The organism is Kitasatospora papulosa, assembly GCF_000717245.1.
GTDB classification, from domain to species: Bacteria; Actinomycetota; Actinomycetes; order Streptomycetales; family Streptomycetaceae; genus Streptomyces; species Streptomyces papulosus.
This window is the reverse complement of sequence record NZ_JNYQ01000004.1, coordinates 159,224-183,910: the sequence shown is the minus strand read 5'-3', so window position 1 is coordinate 183,910 and position 24,687 is coordinate 159,224. Positions and strand designations below refer to the sequence as shown.

General features: G+C 71.7%; 16 protein-coding genes. 6 read left to right on the top strand and 10 right to left on the bottom strand.

Features of this window, described 5'->3' with window-relative positions; translation table 11 throughout:
* Positions 1-15 precede the first annotated feature (15 nt).
* Both IA22_RS0112030 and pta read right to left on the bottom strand, forming a co-directional pair.
* Positions 16-1,266 carry an acetate kinase gene (locus IA22_RS0112030; RefSeq protein ID WP_030123604.1) on the bottom strand — a complete coding sequence of 417 codons (1,251 nt, stop codon included), beginning with the start codon at positions 1,264-1,266 and terminating at the stop codon, positions 16-18.
* Positions 1,263-3,335: a phosphate acetyltransferase gene (pta, locus tag IA22_RS0112025; RefSeq protein WP_015578777.1), complete on the bottom strand. Its 2,073-nt coding sequence runs from the start codon at positions 3,333-3,335 to the stop codon at positions 1,263-1,265. Before pta ends, IA22_RS0112030 begins: the two co-directional genes overlap by 4 nt.
* Before the next feature lie 243 nt (positions 3,336-3,578).
* Here pta and IA22_RS0112020 point away from each other — a divergent pair, with 243 nt between their 5' ends.
* Complete coding sequence (locus IA22_RS0112020; RefSeq protein WP_014154000.1) at positions 3,579-4,604, top strand: ATP-dependent 6-phosphofructokinase; 1,026 nt, start codon at positions 3,579-3,581, stop codon at positions 4,602-4,604.
* A gap of 95 nt (positions 4,605-4,699) precedes the next feature.
* Here the strand turns inward: IA22_RS0112020 and IA22_RS0112015 are convergent, their stop codons facing one another.
* The 3 genes from IA22_RS0112015 to IA22_RS0112005 form a co-directional block, all read right to left on the bottom strand.
* A complete protein-coding gene (locus tag IA22_RS0112015; RefSeq protein WP_245229580.1) occupies positions 4,700-5,323 on the bottom strand; it encodes a helix-turn-helix domain-containing protein in 624 nt (207 codons plus the stop codon).
* A gap of 164 nt (positions 5,324-5,487) precedes the next feature.
* Positions 5,488-6,162 carry a response regulator gene (locus IA22_RS0112010; protein WP_030123602.1) on the bottom strand — a complete coding sequence of 225 codons (675 nt, stop codon included), beginning with the start codon at positions 6,160-6,162 and terminating at the stop codon, positions 5,488-5,490.
* A complete protein-coding gene (locus IA22_RS0112005) occupies positions 6,159-7,814 on the bottom strand; it encodes a sensor histidine kinase (RefSeq protein ID WP_014153997.1) in 1,656 nt (551 codons plus the stop codon). Before IA22_RS0112005 ends, IA22_RS0112010 begins: the two co-directional genes overlap by 4 nt.
* A 154-nt stretch (positions 7,815-7,968) precedes the next feature.
* Between IA22_RS0112005 and IA22_RS0112000 the strand changes: the two genes are divergently transcribed.
* The gene (locus tag IA22_RS0112000) at positions 7,969-9,336 is read left to right on the top strand and encodes a C4-dicarboxylate transporter DctA (RefSeq protein WP_015578780.1); all 1,368 of its coding nucleotides are present in this window, start codon (positions 7,969-7,971) and stop codon (positions 9,334-9,336) included.
* A gap of 148 nt (positions 9,337-9,484) precedes the next feature.
* Entirely contained in the window at positions 9,485-10,723 is a 1,239-nt protein-coding gene (locus IA22_RS0111995; protein ID WP_030123601.1) for a hypothetical protein, read from the top strand.
* A gap of 7 nt (positions 10,724-10,730) precedes the next feature.
* Here IA22_RS0111995 and IA22_RS0111990 read toward each other — a convergent pair whose 3' ends face one another.
* Positions 10,731-12,224, bottom strand: a complete 1,494-nt coding sequence (locus tag IA22_RS0111990) for a glycoside hydrolase family 16 protein (RefSeq protein ID WP_237691476.1) — start codon at positions 12,222-12,224, stop codon at positions 10,731-10,733.
* Between the two features lie 126 nt (positions 12,225-12,350).
* On the opposite strand from IA22_RS0111990, the gene IA22_RS0111985 reads away from it, so the two are divergent.
* Together IA22_RS0111985 and trxA are read left to right on the top strand one after the other, a co-directional pair.
* Complete coding sequence (locus IA22_RS0111985; protein WP_015578783.1) at positions 12,351-12,767, top strand: MerR family transcriptional regulator; 417 nt, start codon at positions 12,351-12,353, stop codon at positions 12,765-12,767.
* Entirely contained in the window at positions 12,764-13,108 is a 345-nt protein-coding gene (gene trxA, locus IA22_RS0111980; protein WP_015578784.1) for a thioredoxin, read from the top strand. Before IA22_RS0111985 ends, trxA begins: the two co-directional genes overlap by 4 nt.
* A gap of 162 nt (positions 13,109-13,270) precedes the next feature.
* On the opposite strand, the gene glgB is transcribed toward trxA, so the two are convergent.
* The 4 genes from glgB to IA22_RS0111960 all read right to left on the bottom strand — a co-directional run bounded on the left by glgB (position 13,271) and on the right by IA22_RS0111960 (position 21,325).
* On the bottom strand, positions 13,271-15,697 hold the full coding sequence (gene glgB / locus IA22_RS0111975; RefSeq protein WP_081889809.1) for a 1,4-alpha-glucan branching enzyme: 2,427 nt from the start codon (positions 15,695-15,697) through the stop codon (positions 13,271-13,273).
* Positions 15,698-15,830: 133 nt separating this feature from the next.
* Complete coding sequence (locus tag IA22_RS0111970; RefSeq protein ID WP_030123598.1) at positions 15,831-17,273, bottom strand: maltokinase N-terminal cap-like domain-containing protein; 1,443 nt, start codon at positions 17,271-17,273, stop codon at positions 15,831-15,833.
* Between the two features lie 249 nt (positions 17,274-17,522).
* Positions 17,523-19,229: a maltose alpha-D-glucosyltransferase gene (gene treS / locus IA22_RS0111965; protein WP_014153989.1), complete on the bottom strand. Its 1,707-nt coding sequence runs from the start codon at positions 19,227-19,229 to the stop codon at positions 17,523-17,525.
* Positions 19,226-21,325, bottom strand: a complete 2,100-nt coding sequence (locus tag IA22_RS0111960) for an alpha-1,4-glucan--maltose-1-phosphate maltosyltransferase (protein WP_015578787.1) — start codon at positions 21,323-21,325, stop codon at positions 19,226-19,228. Before IA22_RS0111960 ends, treS begins: the two co-directional genes overlap by 4 nt.
* A 719-nt stretch (positions 21,326-22,044) precedes the next feature.
* Here IA22_RS0111960 and glgP point away from each other — a divergent pair.
* Complete coding sequence (gene glgP / locus IA22_RS0111955) at positions 22,045-24,687, top strand: alpha-glucan family phosphorylase (RefSeq protein ID WP_030123597.1); 2,643 nt, start codon at positions 22,045-22,047, stop codon at positions 24,685-24,687.

Here is a 24,687-nt window from a genome sequence, read left to right as displayed (position 1 = left end):
AGGGCGCGGGCCCGCTCAGTTGTGGACCAGGTCGAAGGTCTGGCCCGCGATCTCCAGCTCCTCGTCCGTAGGTACGACGGCGACCGCCACCCGCGCGTCCTCGGGTGAGATCAGCCGCGGTTCGCCGGACCGCACGGCGTTGCGGTCCGCGTCCACGGCCAGGCCGAATCCCTCCAGCCCCGCGAGCGCAGCCTCCCGTACCGGGGCCGAGTTCTCTCCGACCCCCGCCGTGAAGACGACGGCGTCCACCCGGCCGAGGACCGCCGAATAGGCGCCGACGTACTTCTTCAGCCGGTGGATGTAGATGTCGAACGCGAGGGCGGCGCGCTCGTCGCCCTCGTCCACCCGGCGCCGGATCTCCCGCATGTCGTTGTCCCCGCAGAGGCCGACCAGGCCGCTCCTCTTGTTCAGCAGGGTGTCGATCTCGTCCGTCGACATCCCCGCCACCCGCTTCAGGTGGAAGGTGACGGCCGGGTCGACGTCCCCGGAACGCGTACCCATGACCAGCCCCTCCAGGGGGGTCAGTCCCATGGACGTCTCCACGCAGCGGCCGCCGGCCACCGCGGAGGCCGAGGCGCCGTTGCCCAGGTGCAGCACGATCATGTTCAGCTCGGCCACGGGCCGGCCCAGCAGCTCGGCCGTCCTGCGTGAGACGTACGCGTGCGAGGTGCCGTGGAAGCCGTAGCGGCGGATGCGGTGCGCGTCGGCCGTCCCGACGTCGATCGCGTACCGCGCCGCGTGCTCCGGCATCGTGGTGTGGAACGCCGTGTCGAAGACCGCGACCTGCGGAAGATCCGGCCGCAGCGCCTGCGCCGTACGGATGCCGGTGATGTTCGCCGGGTTGTGCAGCGGGGCCACCGGGACGAGCCGCTCGATCTCCTTCAGCACCTCGTCGGTGATCACGGTGGGCTCGCTGAACTTCAGCCCGCCGTGCACCACCCGGTGGCCGATCGCCGCGAGCTCGGGGGAGTCGAGGCCGAGTCCGTCGGCCGCGAGCTCCTCGGCGGCGGCCCGCAGGGCCTCCTCGTGGTCGGCGATCCTGCCCGTGCGCTCGCGGGGCTCCCCGCCCTTCAGCGGGGTGTGCACCAGCCGGGACGACGACTCGCCGATCCGCTCGACCAGACCGGTGGCCAGCCGGGACCGGTCGCGCATGTCCAGGAGCTGGTACTTCACCGACGAGGAGCCGGAGTTGAGCACGAGCACGCGGTGGGCGTCATTCATGGAGCGGGAACCTCCGCTGGTCGGGTCGGTGGTCATGGCGGTCATGCCTCGCTCTGCGCCTGGATCGCCGTGATGGCCACGGTGTTGACGATGTCCTGGACCAGCGCGCCGCGGGACAGGTCGTTGACCGGCTTGCGCAGCCCCTGCAGCACCGGGCCTACCGCGACCGCGCCCGCGGAACGCTGGACCGCCTTGTAGGTGTTGTTGCCGGTGTTGAGGTCGGGGAAGATCAGCACGGTCGCCCGGCCCGCCACCTCCGACGCCGGCAGTTTGGTCGCGGCGACGGACGGCTCGACCGCGGCGTCGTACTGGATCGGGCCCTCGATCCTCAGGTCCGGCCGGGAGGCGCGTACCCGCTCGGTGGCCTCCCGCACCTTGTCGACGTCCGCGCCCGTGCCCGAGGTCCCCGTCGAGTACGAGAGCATCGCGATCCTGGGGTCCACGCCGAAGCGGGACGCGGTGACCGCCGACTGCACCGCGATGTCCGCAAGCTGCTCCGCGTCCGGATCCGGGTTGACCGCGCAGTCGCCGTAGACGAGGACCTTGTCGGCGAGGCACATGAAGAACACCGACGAGACGATCGAGGCCTCGGGCTTCGTCTTGATGATCTCGAACGCCGGCCGGATCGTGGCTGCCGTGGAGTGCACCGAGCCGGACACCATGCCGTCGGCCAGACCCTCCTGGACCATCAGGGTGCCGAAGTAGTTGACGTCGGAGACGACGTCGTACGCCAGCTCCACCGTCACCCCGCGGTGCGCGCGCAGCGCGGCGTACCGCTCGGCGAAGCCCTGGCGCAGCTCGGAGGTCTGCGGGTCGACGACGTGGGTCCCGGCGAGGTCGATGCCCAGGTCGGCGGCCTTCTTGCGGATGACGTCGGTGTCCCCGAGCAGGGTCAGGTCGCAGACGTCGCGGCGGAGCAGGACGTCCGCGGCCCGCAGTACACGCTCCTCGGTGCCCTCGGGCAGGACGACCCGGCGCCGGTCGGAGCGGGCCTGTTCCAGCAGTTCGTGCTCGAACATCATCGGGGTGACGCGGCCGCTGCGGGCCACCGAGAGCCGCTCCAGCAGGGCGCCGGTGTCCACGTGACGTTCGAAGAGACCGAGGGCGGTCTCCGCCTTGCGGGGCGTGGCCGCGTTCAACTTGCCTTCCAGCGCGAAGAGTTCACCCGCGGTGGGGAAGGATCCGCCGGTCACCGCGATGACCGGGGTGCCCGGTGCGAGGCGGGCCGCCAGCCGGAGTATCTCCTCGCCTGGGCGCTCGTTCAGTGTCAGCAGGACGCCCGCGATGGGCGGGGTGCCGGCGCTGTGCGCGGCGAGCGAGCCGATGACGAGGTCCGCGCGGTCGCCGGGGGTGACGACCATGCAGCCCGGGGTCAGGGCCTTCAGGAGGTTCGGCAGCATCGCCCCGCCGAACACGAAGTCCAGCGCGTCCCGGGCCAGCCCCGAGTCGTCGCCGAGCAGAACCGTTCCGCCCAGTGCGGTGGTGATCTGGGAGACGGTGGGCGCGGAGAGCGCGGGGTCGTCCGGCAGCACCGAGCAGGGCACGGGCAGCTGAGTCCGCAGCCGTTCCGCGATGTCCGCGCGGTCCTCGGACGCCACCCGGTTCACGATCATGGCCAGGACGTCGCAGCCGAGACCGGCGTACGCACGGTAGGCGTTGCGCGTCTCGGCGCGTACGGATCCGGCGTCCTGGTCCTTGCCCCCGACCACCGCGATCACCGAGGAGCCGAACTCGTTGGCCAGCCGGGCGTTCAGGGCCAGTTCGTCGGGCAGTTGGGTCGCGGCGAAGTCGCTGCCGAGGACGAGGACGACCTCGTAGTCGCGCGCCACCTGGTGGAAGCGTTCGACGAGCAGGGAGACCAGTTCGTCGGTGCCCTTCTCCGCCTGGACCGCGGAGGCCTCCTGGTAGTCCAGTCCGAACACGGTCTCCGCGCTCTGCGACAGCCGGTAGCGGGCCCGCAGCAGCTCGAAGAGGCGGTCCGGTCCGTCGTGGACGAGCGGCCGGAAGACGCCGACCCGGTCGACCTGACGCGTCAGTAGCTCCATGACTCCCAGATCGACGACCTGGCGGCCGTCTCCCCGGTCGATCCCGGTCACGTACACGCTGCGCGTCACGCGTGGTCTCCCGTCCTGTTCGGCTGGCCTCGTCCTCTTGACGATACCTACCGGGGCAGGTATGCCGCCCGCCGGGCGAAGTGCCCGGGACGGGTCTCCTCCGGCCCCTGTGAGGCCCCCGCCCCTTGAGCCGGAAGCGCGAGCGCCCGGCCGGGCGTGGGACAATCGTCGTGACTCACGGTACGGGGGTTTGTCGACGGGTCCCCGGAATGCAGGTCACGAGCGAGCAGGAGACAGAGCAGGATGCGCATCGGAATTCTCACCGCAGGCGGCGACTGCCCCGGCCTGAACGCTGTGATCCGGTCGGTCGTGCACCGGGCCGTGGTGGGCCACGGCGACGAGGTCATCGGCTTCGAGGACGGCTTCAAGGGGCTGCTCGACGGCCACTTCCGGCCCCTCGACCTGAACGCTGTCAGCGGCATCCTGGCCCGCGGCGGCACGATCCTCGGCTCGGCGCGGCTGGAGCGTGACCGGCTGCGCGAGGCCGCCGAGCACTGTGCGGAACTCTCCACCCGCTACGGCATCGACGCCCTGATCCCGATCGGCGGCGAGGGCACGCTCACCGCGGCCCGCATGCTGTCCGACGCGGGGATGCCGGTCGTCGGCGTCCCGAAGACCATCGACAACGACATCTCCGCCACCGACCGGACCTTCGGTTTCGACACCGCCGTGGGCGTCGCGACCGAGGCCATAGACCGCCTCAAGACCACCGCCGAGTCGCATCAGCGCGTCATGGTCGTCGAGGTCATGGGCCGGCACGCGGGCTGGATCGCCCTGGAGTCGGGCATGGCCGGCGGCGCCCACGGCATCTGCCTTCCGGAGCGTCCGTTCCAGGTCGACGACCTGGTCAAGATGGTCGAGGAGCGTTTCGCGCGCGGCAAGAAGTTCGCCGTCGTCTGCGTCGCGGAGGGAGCCCACCCGGCCGAGGGCTCCATGCCGTACGCCAAGGGTGAGATCGACCAGTTCGGGCACGAGCGGTTCCAGGGCATCGGCAACCGCCTCGCCGCCGAACTGGAGCTGCGCCTCGGCAAGGAGGCCCGGCCGGTCATTCTCGGCCATGTCCAGCGCGGCGGCACCCCGACGGCGTACGACCGTGTGCTCGCGACCCGCTTCGGGTGGAACGCCGTGGAGGCCGTGCACCGCGGTGACTTCGGCCGGATGACGGCGCTGCGCGGCACCGAGATCGTGATGGCCCCGCTGGCCGACGCCGTGACCCGGCTGAAGACGGTCCCCAGCGACCGGATGTACGAGGCCGAGTCGGTCTTCTGAGCTCCGGCCCGACAGTGTGCGGCCCCGGCCGTCCCCCGTGGACGGCCGGGGCCGCCGCCGTTCCCCGGGGGTGGCCGTCCGTGGACGCGCGCGGCTCAGATGCCCGCCGTCCGCCAGAACTCCTCCACCACCTGGTCCAGGAACTCCCGCCCCTCGTCGCCCGCCGTCCCCGCCCGGCCCCGGCCCGTGGTGTTCCAGCTCAGGGTGGAGACCATCAGGGCCTGGTAGTCGACGTGCAGTTGCTCCAGCACGTTCTGGACCAGGATCCGCTCCAGCGGCACGAGCTTGTCCACCGGCCGCACGTACGCCTGCCAGCGGGTCGTGACCGCCCGTGTCAGCAGACCCGCCAGCTCCTCGTTCCTGCCGGTCGCCGTCAGGAACTGGGCCGCCGACATGTCCAGCGCGTCGCAGAGGGCCACGGCCTGGCGCTCGTTGCCGCGCCAGCGGCCCGACTCCTCGATCCGCTGGTAGGCGGAGGCCGTCATGCCGAGTGTCCGGGCCAGGTCGTCGACGGTGAGGTCCCGGGCGACGCGGTGCTCGCGCAAGGTGCTCGCCGCGGCCAGCAGATCGGCCGGCGCGCACCACAGCACACCGGCCAGCGCCATCAGTTCGCGTTCTCCGGGCAAGGCCGTGCCGCGCTCCCAGGCCATCACGGTCTCGGCCGTGACGCGCATGCCGTACTGGGCGCCGAGCCCGTACGCAACATGTCCGGGAGCCATTCCCAGCGCCTCGCGGAGGCGGCGCGCGGCGGGGGCGTTGAAGGGCGGGGTGGGGTGCACGGCCCCACCGTAGAAGGCCGGGAACCGCCTGGCTACAGGCTGTTCCTATCAGTTCACCCTTCGTATGATCCTCCTAGGCGGCTCGCCGACGGCGCGCGGTGCCATCAGCGGGTTTCGGCCACCCAGTGGTAGTGCAGCTCGGGCCGGCCCACCTGGCCGTAGCTCGGGCGCCGCGCGGCCCGGCCGACCGTCACCAGATGCTCCAGATAGCGCCGGGCGGTGATCCGGGAGATCCCCAGCCCCTCCCCGGCGGCCGCCGCGGTCACCCCGTCCGGGGCCTCCCGCAGGGCGCGGGTCACCGCCTCCAGCGTCGGGCCGCTCAGCCCCTTGGGCAGCATGACCGGGTCGGCCACCCGCAGCGCGCCCAGCGCCCGGTCCACCTCCTCCTGGCCGCTCGCCTCGCCCGCCGCCGCCCGGAACTCGGCGTACCGCACGAGACGGTCCCGCAGCGTGGGGTACGTGAACGGCTTCAGGACGTACTGCACGACGCCGAGCGACACGCCCTCCCGCACCACCGCCAGGTCGCGCGCCGACGTCACCGCGATGACGTCGGCGCCGTGACCGGCCGCCCTCAGCGAACGCAGCAGCTGCAGGCCGTGCCCGTCGGGCAGGTAGAGGTCGAGCAGCAGCAGGTCGACCTCCGTCCGGTCCAGCGCCCGTACGGCCTCCGCCCTCGAATGGGCGACGGCGGCGACCTCGAAACCCGGCACCCGGCCCACGTACAGCTGGTGGGCGTCCGCCGCCACCGGGTCGTCCTCCAAGACCAGCACCCGGATCACGGCGCCACCGCCTCTGCCGCCGTGCGGCCGGCCAGTGGCAGCCGCACCGTGAACTCCGCGCCGCCGCCCGGAGCCCGGTCCAGCGTCACCTCCCCGCCGTTGCGGTGGACCGCCTGCCGCACGAGCGCCAGCCCGAGGCCGCGGCCCGTGCCGTGGGTGGTCCAGCCGCGCCGGAACACCTCGTCCGCGTCGTCCGGGCCGATCCCGGCGCCGGTGTCCGCCACCCGCAGCAGCAGCTCGCCGGACTCCGTCCGCGCGGTCACGGTGACCAGCGCCCGTGCCGCGGTCCGCTGCGCGGGGACGGGCCCGCCCGCGCCGCCCGTCGCCGTCTCGGACGCGGCGTCCACCGCGTTGTCGATCAGGTTGCCGAGGATCGTCACCAGGTCACGCGGCGCCAGCGAGCGGGGCAGGGCCCCGTCGTCGATCAGGCTGTCCTCGGCGAGCACCAGTTCCACACCGCGCTCGTGGGCCTGTGCCGCCTTGCCGAGCAGCAGAGCCGCGAGCACCGGTTCGGCGACCGCGCCCACCACCCGGTCCGTGAGGACCTGGGCGAGCTCCAGTTCCGCCGTCGCGAAGTCCACGGCCTCCTCCACGCGGCCCAGCTCGATCAGCGAGACCACGGTGTGCAGCCGGTTCGCCGCCTCGTGCGCCTGCGAACGCAGCGCCTGGGTGAAGCCGCGCTCCGAGTCGAGTTCACCCGACAGCGCCTGCAGTTCGGTGTGGTCCCGCAGGGTCACCACGGTGCCGCGCCGCTCGCCGCCCACCACCGGGCTGGTGTTGACGACGATCACCCGGTCCGCCGTCAGGTGGACCTCGTCCACCCGCGGCTCCGAGGCGAGGAGCGCCCCGGTCAGCGGCGCGGGCAGGGCGAGCTCGTCGACCCGGCGTCCGACCGAACCCGGCGCCAGCCCCAGCAGCTCCCTGCCCGCATCGTTGATCAGGGCGACCCTGCGCTGTCCGTCCAGCATCAGCAGCCCCTCACGCACCGCGTGCAGGGTCGCCTCGTGGTACGTGTGCATCCGGCTCAGCTCCCGGGCGTTCATGCCGTGCGTGTGCCGCCGCAGCCGGGCGTTGATCACGTACGTACCGAGCGCCCCGAGCGCCAGGGCCACGCCGGCCGCCGTCCCCAGGGCGCCGAGCTGCTCGCGCACCTGCGTGGACACCCGCTCGACGGTGATGCCCGCACTCACCAGGCCGACGATCCTGTCGCCGTCGCGGACGGGCGTGACCACACGTATCGAGGGGCCGAGCGTGCCGGTGTAGGTCTCCTCGAACGTCTCGCCGAGCAGGGCGCGCTCGGTGTGCCCGATGAAGCTCCTGCCGATCTGGGAGGGGTCGGGATGGGTCCAGCGGACCCCGTCCGGATCCATGATCGTCACGAAGGCGATCCCGGTGTCCTCGCGGACCCGCTCCGCGTACGGCTGGAGTACGGAGGACGGGTCCGGGGTACGGATCGCCTCCCGAACCGACGGCGATTCGGCCATGGCGAGGGCGGCCGCCCGCACCTGGCGGGCCGCGGTCTCCTCGGCCTGGGACCGGCCGGACGCGTACGCGAAGAAGGCGCACCCGGCCACGACCGCGGCCACGAGCAGGGCCTGCATCGCGAACAGCTGGCCGGCCAGGCTGCGGGGGAGGGTACGGGGCAGGCGCATGCCCTCCAGTCTGCCTGGAGGCGCCCGGCGGCCCAAGGTGGCCGATAAGCGTCTGTGAACGTTATGAACGCAAGGGTGACGGCCGTCACAGGGAAGTGAATAGTCACCGGGGCCCCCAGGGACGGGGAGCCGCCGCATACCCGAGGAGACCCCCGTGGCAGAGCAAGCCGTACGACGGGACCGCACCCACTATCTCTACCTGGCCGTGATCGCCGCCGTGGTGCTGGGCATCACGGTGGGCCTGGTGGTTCCGGACTTCGCCGTGGAGCTGAAGCCGATCGGCACAGGCTTCGTCAACCTCATCAAGATGATGATCTCGCCGATCATCTTCTGCACGATCGTGCTCGGGGTCGGCTCCGTACGGAAGGCCGCCAAGGTCGGCGCCGTCGGTGGTCTGGCCCTCGGCTACTTCCTGGTGATGTCGACCGTCGCCCTGGCGATCGGCCTTGTCGTCGGCAACCTCCTGGAGCCCGGCTCCAGCCTCCACCTCACCGAGGCGGCCCGCGCCGCGGGCGAGAAGCAGGCGTCGGGGGCCAGTGAGTCCACCGTCGACTTCCTGCTCGGCATCATTCCCACCACCATGGTGTCCGCCTTCACCGAGGGCGAGGTCCTCCAGACCCTGCTCATCGCCCTGCTCGCCGGCTTCGCGCTCCAGGCCATGGGTTCGGCCGGAGAGCCCGTCATCCGGGGCATCGGCCACATCCAGCGCCTCGTCTTCCGCATCCTCGCCATGATCATGTGGGCCGCCCCGGTCGGCGCGTTCGGCGCGATGGCCGCCGTGGTCGGCGAGACCGGCGTGGACGCGCTGAAGTCCCTCGCGATCATCATGATCGGCTTCTACGTCACCTGCGCGCTCTTCGTCTTCCTGATCCTGGGCGCGATCCTGCGCCTGGTGGCCGGGGTCAACATCCTCTCCCTGCTGAAGTACCTGGGCCGTGAGTTCCTGCTGATCCTCTCGACCTCCTCGTCCGAGTCGGCCCTGCCGCGGCTGATCGCGAAGATGGAGCACATGGGTGTCAGCAAGCCCGTCGTCGGCATCACCGTGCCGACCGGCTACTCCTTCAACCTCGACGGCACCGCGATCTACCTCACGATGGCCTCGCTCTTCATCGCCAACGCGACGGGCGACCCGCTGAGCATCGGGGAGCAGATCTCGCTGCTGGTCTTCATGGTGATCGCCTCCAAGGGCGCGGCGGGCGTCACCGGCGCCGGTCTCGCCACCCTCGCGGGCGGGCTCCAGTCGCACCGTCCCGAGCTCGTCGACGGTGTCGGCCTGATCGTCGGCATCGACCGCTTCATGAGCGAGGCCCGCGCCCTGACGAACTTCGCGGGCAACGCGGTCGCCACGGTGCTCGTCGGCACCTGGACCAAGGAGATCGACCGCGAGCGGGTGGACCAGGTCCTGTCCGGCGCCCTCCCGTTCGACGAGAAGACGATGACGGACGACGCCCACGGCGGCGAACCGCACGTCCCGGACGCCCGGGACGGCGAGGAGGAGCAGCCCTCCCTCGTCAAGGCGTAGCACGCGGACGAACGGGCGCGGCCGGTACGGGAATCCGTACCGGCCGCGCCCGTTCGTGCACCTCGTCCGGTGTGGGCGGCGTGATCGTCCCGTGCTGGTGCGGTGCGGTGGCGCAGAGGATGATCACTGCCCTGAACAGGTACAAGGGGTGGGGACACTGAAGACAGCACGACACCGGGGAGCCGCACTCGCGCTGCTGCTGCCGGTCATCATCGGCGTGGCCGGATGCGGCACGGGGGAGAAGGCCGAGGCGGGGAAGGCGGTCTACGGACTGCCGCTCGCCGAGCAGTTCCAGGCGGCGACGGACGCCACCCGCGAGGCCGGGACCGCCGCATTCGTGTCGACGCTCACCTACGGGGCCGCGGGTGGTGACGCCGTGCACGAGGCGAAGGGCACTCAGGACTACGGGCGGGGGACGGCGATCGCAGAACTCGGGTTGACCGCCGGACGCCACTTCCCGGCGGACGAGCTGGAGTTCCTGCGGGAAACGGCTCCCGACGGGAAGCAGTCGGTGGCCACCGCCGAGGACGACGTCTACGTCCGGCCCGGCGACGACTCCGCCTGGCTGCGGTACACCCCCGAAGCGGTCAACGAGCTCGGCGAGACCACCGGTGTGGTCGCCGCGCACGCCGCCGGTGACACGGCCCCGTACAGCGGGACCCTCGCCGACCTCGTGCCCAGGGTGATCCCCCGGGAGAAGCCCGAGCGCCGGGAGGACGGCAGCCGCGTCTACCGGGTGACCGCGCTTCCCGAGGTCGCGGCCGAACTGCTGCCCCGGAACCTGCAGAGCCTTCAGCACGACTGGGGCACCGAATCCGTCCAGCTCACCGTGCGCCTGGACGTGGAGGGGAGGCTGGCGTCGGCGACCGCCGACCTCGGCCCCGTCCTGGCCAGGCTCCACGAACAGAAGGTCCTCGTGGAGGTGAAAGGGCTGCGCGCCTCGTACAGGCTCAGCGCCTTCGGCGAGCCGGTGAAGGGCAAGGGGCCGGAGGCCGGCGGGCGGCCCGTCGAAGACGCCGGCAAGGTGCTCGCGCCGATCGGCACGCTCGACGACGGCCGGTGCGCGACCACCGCCGACACGGGACTCGGCACCACGGCGGTCGTCCGGCCCGTGGACTGTGAGGACCGGCACGACCTGCGAGTGGTCGCCCAGGTGAGGATCGACCGGACCCTTCCCGGCGATCACGGGACGGTGGACGCCGACAGCTACGCCGAGCGGCCGTGCGGACGCGCGGTGGCCGCCGTGCCGCACGAGTGGCTGCGCGGCGGCCGTTACGAGGAGGGCTACAGCTACGTCGGCACCTCCGAGGTCACCGTGAGTACGGCTGCCGGCCGGACGGATACCACGGTGGCGGGCGACTACACCTGTTACGTCAGGGCGTCCTGACGCTACGTCAGCCGTACGGGATGTGGACCACCGACTGGTTGCCGACGCCCACGGTGCCCGGGCCGTTGCCGATGGCGTTCCAGATCTCGACCTTCACCGTGCCGTTGGACAGATTGCCGTGGCTCCCGGTGGAGGCCTTGAGGCCCTTGGCCTGGGTGTAGTGCTCGAATCCGTTGACGGGATCGGTGGCGAAGTAGTTGTACGTCTCCGTGCGGTCCCAGGTCCCGTCGCCCGTACGGTCGTAACTCACCCGTATCTGTTGCCCGTTCGCGATGGTGGTGCCCGAGTCGGCGAACACGTCGAACTGGGTCGAGCCGCCGTCGTACGCCCGGGTGACGCCCGTCGCCGTGAAGGTCTGCGGGTTGTGCGGGGTGCCGTCGTAGTTGCCGCCGCCGGCCGAGGCGACCGTCACCGAGGAGGCGGTGGACTGTGCCGCGCCGAGGCCGCCGGCGCTGCGCAGGACGAGGGTGGAGGAGCCGGTCGGGGGGTCCGTGGGCGGTTCGGTGGTCCCGCCGCCCTTGGTCCAGACGCCCACGTAGTCGACCAGCATGGGGCGTCCCGGCACCGTCTCGGCGGTCGGGGTGGAGCCGCCGAGCGCGTTGGGGAAGGCCCCGCCGATGGCGAGGTTCAGCAGGAGGAAGTATCCGGCGTGGTCCGTCATGTTCGCCCAGGTCGCGGCGGGCAGCTGGGCCTGGGTCACGCTGTGGAAGAGCTGGTCGTCGACGTACCAGCGCAGGGCGTTGGGGGTGACGGCCCGGTCCCACTCGAAACGGTAGGTGTGGAAGGCGGACTGGCAGCTCGCGCCGGGGCAGGTGCGGCTGTTGCCGAGGCCGGTGGTCTCGTTGCACGGGCCGCCGGGGTTGACCCCGCAGTGCAGGACGCCCCAGACGGAGTTGATGCCGTTGACGTTCTCCATGATGTCGAACTCACCGATGCCCGGCCAGTTCCAGTAGTTGCCCCGGTACGGGGAGCCGAGTGCCCAGAAGGCCGGCCAGTAGCCCAGGGCCGCGTTGCCGGTCACGTTCGGCATCTGGACGCGGCCCTCGATGCGCAGGGTGCCGCCGGCCGGGGCCTTGAAGTCGGCCCGCTTGGTCTCGATGCGGCCGGAGGTCCAGTTGCCCGCACCGTCGCGCAGCGGCGTGATGCGGAGGTTGCCGCTGCCGTCGAGGCTGACGTTGTCGGGGCTGGCGGTGTAGTTCTGGATCTCCCCGGTGCCCCAGTTGCCCGGACCTCCGGGATAGCCGTGCCCCGTGTCGATCTGCCAGTTCGCCGAGGACGGCAGGGTGCGGTTCGCGCCGTTGAAGTCGTCGCTCCACTGCAGGTTCCAGCCGGGCGTCGTCGGCACGTCACCGCGGGCGGACCCGGAACCGGCGACGGTGAGCACCCCGGCGAGGGTGAGGGCCAGGGCCGTGAGGGCGGCGACGAACGTCGTACGTCTGTGGGGGATGGTGCGGCTCGTACGCAAGGGAACCTCCGGTGGGGGCGGTGCCGGGAAGGTCATCGGTGAGAGCGCTCTCAGATCTGTTTAGATGCACCCGGGACGACCGTCAATGGGCCTGGCGCCCCTACTTCCCGAAGAAGTCGGGCGGCTTGCCTTGACGCCGACGTCAAGGATTACCGTCGCGGTATGCGAATCGGGGAGCTGGCCGAACGCGCCGGGACGACGACACGGACGCTGCGGTACTACGAGTCACGCGGCCTGCTGCACGCGCGCCGCGCGGAGAACGGCTACCGCACGTACGACGAGAGCGACCTGCGGCTGATCCGGCAGATCCGGACCCTCCAGGACTTCGGGTTCGACCTGGAGGAGACCCGCCCGTTCGTGGACTGCCTGCGCGCCGGCCACCCTGCGGGCGACGCCTGCCCCGCCTCGATGGCCGTCTACCGGCGCAAACTCGGTGAACTGGACGCGCTCATCAGTCAGTTGCAGGGCGTCCGGGCGGAGGTGGGCGCCCAGCTGGCCCGCGCCGAGCTGGAGGCCTCGGCCGAGGTGCCGGGCGGCCCCGAACCACGGTGCGAACTCAACTGGGAGGACGAGAGATGATCCACGTGCAAGGTGTCGCCGAGGTCACCGACACGACGTTCGACGCGGAGGTCCTGGAAGCCGGGGTCCCCGTGCTGGTCGAATTCACCGCCGACTGGTGCGGCCCCTGCCGCCAGCTGGCCCCCGTGCTCGGCGCGATCGCGAAGGAGGAGGCCGGCCGCCTCAAGGTGGTGCAGATCGACGTGGACCACAACCCGGGCATCACCAGCCGCTACGCCGTACTGTCGATGCCGACCCTGATGGTCTTCCGGGGCGGCGAACCGGTGAAGTCGATGGTGGGCGCCCGGCCCAAGCGCCGCCTCCTCCAGGAACTGGAGGACGTGCTGCCGGCGGCGGTCTGAGTCCGGAGCCGCTGCCGGGATTCCGGCCGGGCCCGCGAAGGCCCGGCCGGTGGGGCCGGTCCGCTCCCGCGGGACCGGGCCGGACGTGCCCCGCCGGGCGGGAAACGCCCGGCGGGGCGGCGGCGCGCCCGGTGCCGTACGGGGCGCGCCGCTCTTCCTTCGTCAGGCCGGCCGCAGCCAGACCGTCGCCAGCGGCGGGAGCGTCAGCGTGATGCTGGTGTCCCTGCCGTGGGCCGCCACCGCCTCCGGCTTCAGCGGCTCCTCGTTGCGTACGTCGCCTCCGCCGTAGCGCCCCGCGTCCGTGTTCAGGACCTCCACCCAGGCCTCGGGCCCGTCGGGGACACCGATGCGGTAGTCGTTGCGCACCACCGGGGAGAAGTGCGAGACGGCGATCAGCGGGGACCCGTCCGCGTCGTACCGGACGAACGAGAACGCGTTGTCCTCCGCGGCGCCCCCGTCGATCCAGCTGAAGCCCTCCGGCGACGTGTCCCGCTGCCAGAGCGCGGGCAGCGCGTTGTACACCGCGTTGAGGTCCGTCACCAGGGTGCGTACGCCCCGGTGGTCGGCGGAGGCCTCGTACGTCTCGTCGAGCAGCCACCAGTCCGGGCCGTGCCCCTCGGACCACTCGGCGCCCTGGGCGAACTCCTGTCCCATGAAGAGGAGTTGCTTACCGGGGTGGGCCCACATGTAGCCGAGGTACGCCCGGTGGTTCGCCCGCCGCTGCCACCAGTCGCCGGGCATCTTGCTGACCAGCGCCTGCTTGCCGTGCACCACCTCGTCGTGGGAGATCGGCAGCACGTAGTTCTCGCTGTACGCGTACACCATCGAGAAGGTCATCTCGTCGTGGTGGTACTTCCGGTGGACGGGCTCCTTGGACATGTAGACCAGCGAGTCGTGCATCCAGCCCATGTTCCACTTCAGGCCGAAGCCCAGCCCGCCGTGGTCCGTGGCGCGGGTGACGCCGTCCCAGGCGGTCGACTCCTCCGCCATCGTGACGACACCGGGGTTGCGCCGGTAGACCGTCGCGTTCATCTCCTGGAGGAAGGCGACCGCGTCCAGGTTCTCCCGTCCCCCGAACTCGTTCGGCGACCACTGCCCGTCCTCACGGGAGTAGTCGAGGTAGAGCATGGAGGCGACCGCGTCGACCCGCAGCCCGTCGATGTGGAACTCCTCGCACCAGTAAGTGGCGTTGGAGACGAGGAAGTTGCGCACCTCCTTGCGGCCGTAGTCGAACTCCAGGGTGCCCCAGTCCGGGTGCGCCGCCCTGTTCGGGTCGGAGTGCTCGTACAGCGGCCGGCCGTCGAACTCGGCGAGCGCCCAGTCGTCGCGCGGGAAGTGCGCGGGCACCCAGTCCATGAGGACGCCGATGCCCGCCCCGTGCAGCGCGTCGACCAGGAAGCGGAAGTCGTCGGGTGTGCCCATCCGGGAGGTCGGGGCGAAGAAACCGGTGACCTGGTAGCCCCAGGAGCCGCCGAAGGGGTGCTCCGAGACCGGCATCAGCTCCACATGGGTGAAGCCGAGCTCCCGCACGTAGGAGGGGAGCTGGGCGGCCAGCTGCCGGTAGGTGAGGCCCGGACGCCAGGAGGGGAGGTGGATCTCGTAGACGGAGAAGGGGGCCTCGTGCACCGGGCGGTCGCCCCGGTGCGCCATCCAGTCCGCGTCCTGCCACGTGTGGTGCGAGGCGGTGACCACCGAGGCGGTCGCGGGCGGCACCTCGGTGTGCCGGGCCATCGGGTCGGCACGCTGGGTGTGCGATCCGTCGGGCCGGCAGATGTCGTACTTGTACACGGCGCCCTCGCCGACACCGGGGACGAAGAGCTCCCACACCCCGGTGGAGCCGAGGGAGCGCATGGGGAAGGCCGTGCCGTCCCAGTAGTTGAAGTCGCCCGCGACGCGGACACCCCGCGCGTTCGGCGCCCAGACCGTGAACCGGGTGCCGGCCACGCCCTGGTGCTCCATCGGCTGTGCCCCGAGCGCCTTCCAGAGCTCCTCGTGCCTGCCCTCGCCGATGAGGTGCAGGTCGAGTTCGCCGATGGCGGGCAGGAAGCGGTACGGGTCGTCCACCTCGATCGTGGCGTCGTCGTAGGCGACCTTCAGGCGGTACCCGTCGGGCACGGCGGGCAGCGCCAGGACGCCGGAGAAGAAGCCGTCGCCGTCGCTCTGCAGCTCGGCCCGCTTGCCCCCGGCCAACACGGTCACCGAGCGTGCGTAGGGGCGCAGCGCCCGGAAGAGCACTCCGCCCGAGGTCGGGTGCGCGCCCAGGACTCCGTGCGGGTCGTGGTGCTCGCCGGCGAGCAGACGGCCCCGGTCCGCGTCGTCCAGGGCGGTGGCGGGCAGCACGTTCCTGCTGCCCCCGCCTCGGCGCGGACGGGGCGGGGCGCCGGACGCCGTGGTCGTCCGCTTGGCCCGCGTGCGCTTGACGGGGGGCGGCGGGGCGGACTCGGCCGGCGCCTGCGTACCGGCGGGCGCGGTGGCCGGAGCGGCTGCGGGGGCCGCGGCCGGGGCGGTGACCTCGGTGGTCACCGGCTCGGGCGTGGGCGGGACCTCGATGGGCTCGGACGATTTGCGGGACGGCTTGCGGGCGGTCACGGGGACTGCCTCCTCGGAAGGCTCGGGGGACTCGGGGGCTTCGGGGGACTCGGGCACTCGGAAGGCCGGGGGACCCGCGACGGCGGGGGCCGGAAGGCTCGAAGGGCTCGGGGGGAGAGGCGGGAGGAGGAGGTCACGCCGGCGCGGCGGCGAGACGCTGGATGGCGGCCATCGGGACGGGCAGCCAGTCGGGACGGTGGCGGGCCTCGTAGAGCACCTCGTACACCGCCTTGTCGGTCTCGTGGGCGCGCAGCAGCTCCGGTTCGCCGCGTGGGTCGGAGCCCGCCGCGCGGGCGTAGCCCTCGCAGTACGCGGTGCGGCAGCGGGCCGCCCACTCCGGGTTCCACGGATGGTGCGAGCGGGCCGCGTAGTCGAAGGACCGCAGCATCCCCGCGACGTCGCGCACCGTCGGCTGAGGGCTTCGGCGCTCCGGCAGCGGTCTCGCCGGCTCACCCTCGAAGTCGATCAGCGACCAGAAGCCGTCCTCCCCGCACAGGGTCTGACCGAGGTGCAGATCCCCGTGCACCCGCTGGGCGTCCCAGCCGCGCCCGGTCCCGCCGAGCGCGGCGACGGCGTCGAACGCCGTCCGCAGGCCCGGTACGTACGGGACGAGGGCCGGGACCGCCTGGGCGGCGGCCTCCAGCCGTTCCACCATTCCGGCCACCAGGTGCCTGGTCCGGTCGTGGGCCAGGGGCGGCGTCGGCAGCGCGGCGGCGAGCGCCGTGTGCACCTCTGCGGTGGCACGCCCGAGTGCGTGTGCCTCGGGCAGGAAGTCGCGCCCGGCGGCGAGGGCGGCCAGCGCGAGCTGCCAGCCGTCGCGCGCCCCGCGCAGGAACGGCTGCAGCACGCCGAGCGTGAGCGGCTCCGGGCCGGTGGCCGCCTCGAACCAGGCCACCGGGGCGGGCACCCGTCCGCAGCCCTCACGGCCGAGCGCCAGCGGCAGTTCGAGGTCGGGGTTGGTGCCGGGGAAGACCCTGCGGAAGATCTTCAGGATGAAGGCGTCCCCGAAGACGAGCGAGGAGTTGGACTGTTCGGCGTCCAGGACGCGCGGGGTGAGCCCCGGGGGGATGGGCTCGGCGCGGTCGAAGTGGAGCGGGCCGAGGGACCCGGGGTTACGGAATCGTTCCAGCAGGAGGTCGGCGACGCGCGGGTCGTGCAGTCCCTCGTACAGCGTGCGTCCGGCCAGCGGCCCCTCGGTCACCTGGCCGATACGTGCCCCGGCCAGCCGCTGGGGCAGTGCCGTGCGCACGCCGAGCAGGAGCTGGTAGCAGTCCCCCTGGGGGTGCGCCTGCCCGCTGCCCGGCTGGTGGACGCGGACGAGCAGGTGGAGCAGCCCGGGCCCGGTGGCCGTGGCGTCCAGGGGCAGTATCTCCGTCGCCGCCACCAGCGAGAATCCGGTGACGGGCCGGCCCTTGCCCGCGAACCAGCGCTGGCGGGGCACCCACTCGTGGAGCAGCGGGGCGAGCGACGGCAGCAGGGCCTTGGTACCCGTGGCGCTCGTCGGGTGTCTTCTTGTCGTCTTTCTCGATGTTGTGTTCTTCGCCAGGGCGACTCGAGTGGATGCAGCCTCCGACATGGCATCGCGTCCTTTCCCCGGGCACACCACAGGATGCGAAGAGTGTCCCGGATTGCGGCAATGGCTGTCCGGCTGTGCGGGACGTGTCGGGTGAGGAAAGTCCGTACGGACTTGATCAATGGGCCCAAAGGGCCCGATGGAGCACGAAAGGGCTCGACAGGGGGGAGAGTGCCCCGTGCGGGGCGGCGGAAACCGCCCCGCGGGCGGCGCCTCGACGGTGAGGCGCCGTCAGCCGGCCGTCACCGGCGGTCAGCCGACCGGAGCGTCCTTCCGCAGCCGGAACCAGTAGAAACCGTGGCCCGCGAGCGTCAGCAGGTAGGGCCACTGACCTACGGCGGGGAAACGGACCCCGCCGATCAGCTCCACCGGATGGCGCCCGTCGAAGTCCCGCAGATCGAGCTCCGTCGGCTGCGCGAACCGCGAGAAGTTGTGGACGCACAGCACGAGATCGTCCTTGTACTCGCGGGTGAACGCGATCACCGCCGGGTTCGAGGACGGCAGTTCGTTGTACGAGCCGAGACCGAAGGCGGGGTTCTGCTTGCGGATCTCGATCATCCGCCGCGTCCAGTGGAGGAGCGACGACGGCGAGGCCATGGACGCCTCGACGTTGGTGACCTGGTAGCCGTAGACCGGGTCCATGATCGTGGGCAGGTAGAGCCGCCCCGGATCGCTGGAGGAGAAGCCGGCGTTGCGGTCCGGCGTCCACTGCATCGGGGTGCGCACGGCGTCGCGGTCGCCCAGCCAGATGTTGTCGCCCATCCCGATCTCGTCCCCGTAGTAGAGGATCGGTGAGCCGGGCAGGGACAGCAGCAGAGCGGTGAACAGCTCGATCTGGTTGCGGTCGTTGTCCAGGAGCGGGGCCAGGCGCCGGCGGATGCCGATGTTGGCGCGCATCCGGGGATCCTTGGCGTACTCCGCGTACATGTAGTCCCGCTCCTCGTCCGTCACCATCTCGAGCGTGAGCTCGTCGTGGTTGCGGAGGAAGATGCCCCACTGGCAGCCCGACGGGATCGCCGGGGTCTTCGCCAGGATCTCCGAGACCGGGTAGCGGCTCTCGCGCCGTACGGCCATGAAGATGCGGGGCATCACGGGGAAGTGGAACGCCATGTGGCACTCGTCGCCGCCGGCCGTGTAGTCGCCGAAGTAGTCGACGACGTCCTCCGGCCACTGGTTGGCCTCGGCCAGCAGGACCGTGTCCGGGTAGTTGGCGTCGATCTCCTTGCGGACCCGCTTGAGGAAGTCGTGGGTCTCGGGGAGGTTCTCGCAGTTGGTGCCCTCACGCTGGTAGAGGTAGGGCACGGCGTCGACCCGGAAGCCGTCGATGCCGAGGTCCAGCCAGAAGCGCAGGGCCGAGATGATCTCCTCCTGCACCGCCGGGTTCTCGTAGTTGAGGTCCGGCTGGTGCGAGAAGAACCGGTGCCAGTAGTACTGCTTGCGGACCGGGTCGAAGGTCCAGTTGGACGTCTCCGTGTCGACGAAGATGATCCGCGCGTCCGGGAACTGCTTGTCGTCGTCGGCCCAGACGTAGTAGTCGCCGTACGGCCCGTCGGGATCGGTGCGGGACTGCTGGAACCAGTCGTGCTGGTCGCTCGTGTGGTTCATGACGAAGTCGATGATCACGCGCATCCCGCGTTGGTGCGCGGCGTCGACGAACTCCACGAAGTCGGCGAGGTCGCCGAACTCGGGCAGCACGGCGGTGTAGTCGGAGACGTCGTAACCGCCGTCACGCAGCGGTGACTTGAAGAACGGCGGCAGCCAGAGGCAGTCGACCCCCAGCCACTGCAGGTAGTCGAGCTTGGCGGTGAGGCCCTTGAGGTCGCCCACGCCGTCCCCGTTGGAGTCCTGGAAGGACCGGACGAGTACCTCGTAGAAGACGGCGCGCTTGAACCAGTCGGGATCGCGGTCCTTGGCGGGAGTGTCCTCGAACAGGTCGTGGACAGGCTCGTTGACGATCATGGTGTGGGTGACCCTCCGGTCGGCGGGGACGGTCGCAGGACCGCGATGTGCGCCGGGGTCGCCCCCGGTTCGAGACGCACATAGAAGGTCCTGCCCCAGTGATAGGTGTCGCCGGTGAGCTCGTCGCGCACCGGCACGCTCTCGTGCCGGTCGAGGCCGAGACGCGGCATGTCCAACGAGACCGTGGCCTCCTGGGTGTGGTGAGGGTCGAGGTTGACGACCACCAGGACGATGTCCGAACCGGAGCGCTTGCTGTAGGCGATCAGCGCCTCGTTGTCGACCGGGTGGAAGTGCACGTCGCGCAGTTGCTGGAGTGCCGGATGGCGACGGCGGATCCGGTTGAGCGAGGTGATCAGGGGAGCGAGCGAGCGGCCCTCACGTTCCGCCGACTCCCAGTCCCTGGGCCTGAGTTGGTACTTCTCGGAGTCCTGGTACTCCTCGCTCCCGGGATGCACCGGGGTGTTCTCGCACAGCTCGAAGCCCGCGTACACGCCCCAGGACGGGGACAGCGTCGCGGCCAGCACGGCCCGGGCCTCGAAGGCGGGACGGCCGCCCTCCTGGAGGTAACCCGGAAGAATGTCGGGCGTGTTCACGAAGAAATTGGGCCGCATGTACGAGGAACTCTCGCCCGAAAGCTCGGTCACGTACTCGGTGAGTTCCTGCTTCGTGTTACGCCAGGTGAAGTAGGTGTACGACTGCTGGAAGCCGACCGAGGCCAGCGTGCGCATCATCGCGGGACGCGTGAAGGCCTCCGCCAGGAAGATCACGTCCGGGTCGGTGCGGTTCACGTCGGCGATCACCTTCTCCCAGAAGACCACCGGCTTGGTGTGCGGATTGTCGACGCGGAAGATCCGCACGCCGCGCTCCATCCAGAACCGCAGGATGCGGACCGTCTCGCGGACGATCCCGGCGAGATCCGCGTCGAACGCGATCGGATAGATGTCCTGGTACTTCTTGGGCGGGTTCTCGGCGTACGCGATCGACCCGTCGGCGCGGTGGTGGAACCACTCCGGATGCTCCGTCACCCAGGGGTGGTCCGGGGAGCACTGCAGGGCGAAGTCCAGCGCGATCTCCATCCGCAGGGTGCGGGCGACCGCGACGAAGTGGTCGAAGTCCTCCAGCGTCCCGAGGTCGGGATGGACGGCGTCGTGGCCGCCCTCGGCCGACCCGATCGCCCAGGGCACACCCGGGTCGTCCGCTCCCGGCGAGAGGCTGTTGTTGGGGCCCTTGCGGTGGGTGGTGCCGATGGGGTGGATCGGTGGCAGATAGACGACGTCGAACCCCATCGCGGCGACGGCGGGAAGCCGCTCGGCGGCCGTGCGGAAGGTGCCGCCGACCATCCTGGTGGCCGGCTGCGGGACCTCGGCCGTGACCGCGGGAGTCCGCTTCCGGGTGGCGGCGGCCGCGGTCTTCGCGGTCTTCGCCGCCCTCGGCCTCCGGGCCGGCTTCGGGGGAGCCACCGGCTCCTGACGGGCGCCTTCGGAGCGCGGGAACAGCTCGTACCAGGAGCCGTACAGGGCACGCCGTCGCTCGACGGTCAGGGGCATCGGCCGGGACGCGGTGACCAGTTCGCGCAGGGGGTGACGCCCCAGGGCCTCGTCCACCTCCGCGGTCAGCGCGGCCGCCAGCCGGGAGGCCGCCGGCCGGGACGTGTCGCGCAGCGCGTCGACGGCGGCGAGCACGGCCTCGCGCCCGTCCTTCTTCGGAACCCCCTCGGCCGCGCGGGCGTACAGCTCGGCCCCCTCGTCGAGGACCAGTGCGGTGTCGATGCCCGCCGGAATCTTGATCTGTGCGTGTCTGCGCCAGGTGGTGACGGGATCGCTCCACGCCTCGACGGTGTACGTCCAGGAGCCCTCGGAGCCGGGGGTGACATCGGCGCCCCAGCGGTCCGTGCCGGGGGCGAGCTCGCGCATCGGTGTCCAGGGGCCGGGCCGTCCGTTCGCGTCGTGCAGGACGACGTTGGCGGCCACGGCGTCGTGCCCCTCGCGGAACACGGTGGCGCTGACCTCGAAGGTCTCGCCCGCGACGGCTTTGGCGGGCCGTCTGCCGCAGTCGACGAGCGGACGGACGTCCAGGACGGGAATGCGACCGATCATGGAATCACCTGGGGGTCGGAGCTCGGCATGCACGGCGCGCGGCGTGGGCGTGAAGGGCTGACCGCGCGCGCCGCGATGGTGGGGTTGCGTCCTTTGTAGCTGCTCGGTCGTCGGCTGGCGGGCTGTGGGCATGGCCGCTCCTGTCCGCGTTCACTCGAATGGCACTCGAATGGCAGGTGCGCGGGCGGTCCGGGCTCGGACCGGGGCACCTGGGGTGTGCAGCGCGGGAGTGTTACCGGGGGAGCCTTCCCACCGTTTTCGGGCGGCCAACCCGACGGTGTGTCAACTCCTCGTTTCCACCGGTGCACGCGCCGTGGGCCGCGCGCCGGTCCCCCGGCCGCCACGCGGGCACCTCCGCAGCCTTCCCCGTGGGGCGGGGTGCCACAAGTCCGCGTGCGGAGGGGAAATCAGCCATATCGCCCGTGACAGAGGGGTACGAAACTGGCGCATCTGGCCCATGGGGCGACCGGGACCAGGGGTGCCGGTGCGGCCTCCGGGACCGGGGTGACCCAGGAGGTCGCAGAGGGAGGGCGCACACCGTGCAGCGCCCGGGGCGCGGGCGGTCGGGCCGCACCGGACCGGCCCCGGCGACGACACCCGCGCCGGTCGCGCGCCGTGGCCGCGCGGGGCGGCCCGACGCTACCGTCGAGGGTGACGGAGAGGGCGCCCACCGTCGTGCGTCCCCTCGGATCCGTACGTCCCCTGTAAAGGTGGGATACGTGAAGGCCATTCGTCGATTCACCGTGCGTCCCGTCCTCCCCGAACCCCTGCGACCGCTCAGCGACCTCGCCCGCAACCTGCGCTGGTCCTGGCACACCGAGACCCAAGAGCTCTTCCGGGCGGTCGACCCGGAGAACCCGCGGTCCGCCGACGCCGACCCCGTGCGTCTGCTCGGCACCGTCCCGGCGGCGCGCCTCGCCGAGCTGGCCGGGGACCAGCACTTCATGCGCCGGCTCACCGAGGTGTCCGAGGACCTGCGGCAGTACCTCGGAGGACCGAGGTGGTACCAGAGCCGGCTCTCCGAGGGCGCGGAGCTCCCCGCGGCCATCGCCTACTTCTCCCCCGAATTCGGTGTCACCGCCGCCCTGCCCCAGTACTCCGGCGGTCTGGGCATCCTGGCCGGTGACCACCTGAAGGCCGCCAGCGACCTGGGCGTGCCGCTCATCGGAGTCGGCCTGCTCTACCGGCACGGCTACTTCCGCCAGAGCCTGTCCCGGGACGGCTGGCAGCAGGAGCACTACCCCGTCCTCGACCCCAACGAGCTTCCGCTCACCCTCCTCCGGGAGGCCGACGGCACCCCCTGCCGGGTGGTGCTCGCCCTGCCGGGCAGCCGTTCGCTGTACGCCGCGGTCTGGCAGGCCCAGGTCGGGCGCGTCCCGCTGCTGCTGCTCGACTCCGACGTCGAGGAGAACGCCCCCGGCGAGCGCGACGTCACCGACCGGCTCTACGGCGGCGGAAGCGACCACCGGCTCCTGCAGGAGATGCTGCTCGGCATCGGCGGGGTGCGCGCCGTGCGCTCCTACTGCCGGCTGACCGGACACGCGGGCCCCGAGGTGTTCCACACCAACGAGGGGCACGCCGGATTCCTCGGCCTGGAGAGGATCAGGGAACTCTCCGAGACGGGGCTGGACTTCGACGCCGCCCTGGAGGTCGTGCGGGCCGGCGCGGTGTTCACCACCCACACCCCGGTGCCCGCCGGGATAGACCGCTTCGACCGCCAGCTCGTGGCCCGTCACTTCGGTGACGACGGCGAACTGCCGGGCGTCGGCGCCGAGAAGATCCTGCGCCTCGGGATGGAGACCTACGAGGGCGGTGAGCCCGGTCTCTTCAACATGGCGGTGATGGGGCTGCGGCTCGCCCAGCGGGCCAACGGGGTCTCCACCCTGCACGGAGCCGTGAGCCGGGAGATGTTCTCCGGGCTGTGGCCGGGATTCGACCCCTCCGAGGTGCCCATCACCTCGGTGACCAACGGCGTGCACGCCCCGACCTGGGTCGCGCCCGAGGTCCTGCGCCTCGGGGACGGCGCCGGCAACGCCGATCCGTCCGACGGCGCCGGGGACGGGCAGGCGGGTGCCTCCGGGCTCCGCCGCACCGCCGGCGCCGTCCCCGACCGTGAGATCTGGGACCTCCGCCGAGGCCTGCGGGAGCAGCTCGTCACCGAGGTGCGCAGGCGCCTCCACGCCTCCTGGCGCGACCGGGGCGCGGGCACCGCCGAGCTCGGCTGGATCGACGGGGTGCTCGACCCGGACGTCCTGACCATCGGCTTCGCCCGCCGGGTGCCCTCGTACAAGCGGCTGACGCTCATGCTGCACGACCGCGACCGGCTGCGCGAGCTGCTGCTCCACCCGACGCACCCGATCCAGATCGTCGTCGCCGGCAAGGCCCACCCCGCCGACGACGGCGGCAAGCGGCTCATCCAGGAGCTGGTGCGGTTCTCCGACGACCCCCGGGTACGCCACCGCATCGTCTTCCTGCCGGACTACGGCATGGGCATGGCCCAGAAGCTCTACCCCGGCTGCGACGTCTGGCTCAACAACCCGCTGCGCCCGCTGGAGGCCTGCGGCACCAGCGGGATGAAGGCCGCGCTCAACGGCTGCCTCAACCTCTCGGTCCGTGACGGCTGGTGGGACGAGTGGTTCGACGCCGACTTCGGCTGGGCGATCCCCACCGCCGACGGGTCCGCCACCGGCGAGGAACGGCGCGACGAGCTGGAGGCCAACGCCCTCTACGCGCTCATCGAGGACCGCGTCGCCCCCCGCTTCTACGACCGCGACGCCGAGGGCCTGCCGGAGCGGTGGATCGAGATGGTCCGCAGCACTCTGGCCACCCTCGGCCCCAAGGTCCTCGCCGGCCGCATGGTGCGTGAGTACGTGGAAAGGCTCTACGCACCCGCGGCGCTCTCCCGCAGGGCCCTGGAGCCCGCGGCCGCCCGTGACCTCGCCGCGTGGAAGACCAGGGTCCGCGCGGCCTGGCCGCAGGTGGCCGTCGACCATGTGGAGGCCGCCGCCGACACGGCCGTCGGCGGCACCGCCGAACTGGGGTCCACCCTCGCGCTCCGCGTCCGCATCGCCCTCGGCGGTCTCGACCCGGAGGACGTGGAGGTGCAGGTGGTCGCCGGACGCGTCGACTCCGGGGACGCGATCGCGGAGGCGCGGACGTATCCGCTGAAGCCGGCCGGCGGTCACGACCTGGAGGACCGCTGGCTGTACGAGGGGCCGCTCGCCCTCGACCGTACGGGTCCCTACGGCTACACCGTGCGCGTCCTGCCCGCCCATCCGCTGCTCGCCTCGGGCGCGGAGCTCGGCCTGGTCGCCGTGCCGAACGCGTCGACGGGCGACGGCGGCGGAGTGCTGCTGCGCTGA